Annotated in this window: 2 pseudogenes; both read right to left on the reverse strand. The window is 55.6% G+C overall.

The annotated features are described in order from the left end of the window. Positions 1–495, reverse strand: a pseudogene (locus NW818_RS07985) (hypothetical protein); the annotation flags it as partial. 97 nt (positions 496–592) lie between these two features. After that, positions 593–897, reverse strand: a pseudogene (locus NW818_RS07990) (hypothetical protein); the annotation flags it as partial.

The following is an 897-nucleotide window of genomic DNA, read 5'->3' on the forward strand; positions in this document are numbered from 1 at the left end:
GTTCCAACTGTAGCCCAACCCTTCTGTGGCACCCTTGTCCTCCAGGGCAATTGCGCAGAGGGTGAAAGCTAGCCTTACCCGGCAATAGATGCCGGGAAACACAAACAGCTGCATCCCTAGTGAGGAAATCAGATTCACCAGGAGGCTGCCGAATATCAGAGGCACTGCCTTAGAGAAAGCCTGATCCAAGCTATTGCCCAGCAAGGGAGTTCGCTGCTTCAAGTGCTGATCCACCAGCCAAAAGGCTGCTCCTGTCAAGATGGGCGCGCCGACTAGGACATAGGCCAGGAGGAGCAAGGAGAGGATCATCCCGAGGGAAGGTGAGGTCAGACCTACAACGAAGAACGCGATATGGCTAGAAGAGGTCAGGATCAGCAGCGGCCAGTAGATGGGACCTACCAACTCAAACGACCGCCGCAAGAGCAGAATCGGGCTAAGGGTGGCGCTTTGCATGGCAGAGGGATCCTCGTGGGCAGCCCAGTCCACCCCCTTCATACCACGGGATCTCACCTAGGACATCTCGGGTTGAGCCGAAATCCCAAGAAGGGATCCCTTCTCATCTCAAAGCCAGGCACGGGGAACCCCCTTTTTGCTATCCCCAATAGGAGACCGCCTGCCCCTTCAATTGTTGCAGGGATCGGAACAGGAGCACGACGTAGACATTCAGGATAGGCACGACTGCCGTGATGGCAGCAATCCCAGCCACAGGGCTTCCAGCTTCCACGATTCTGTCAGCAAAGGTCTCAGCGGAAGGCGAAATCACAACTACCGTGAAGACAAAGATGAAAATCCCGGCCAGAAATGCCACAACCACCGTGAGGCCAAAGATAAGAAGTGCCCAAAACACTCCCCACCAGCGACCCTTGACAAGGTTCCAACTGTAGCCCAACCCTTCTG

The organism is Synechococcus sp. R6-5 (genome assembly GCF_047461775.1).
GTDB lineage: Bacteria > Cyanobacteriota > Cyanobacteriia > Thermostichales > Thermostichaceae > Thermostichus.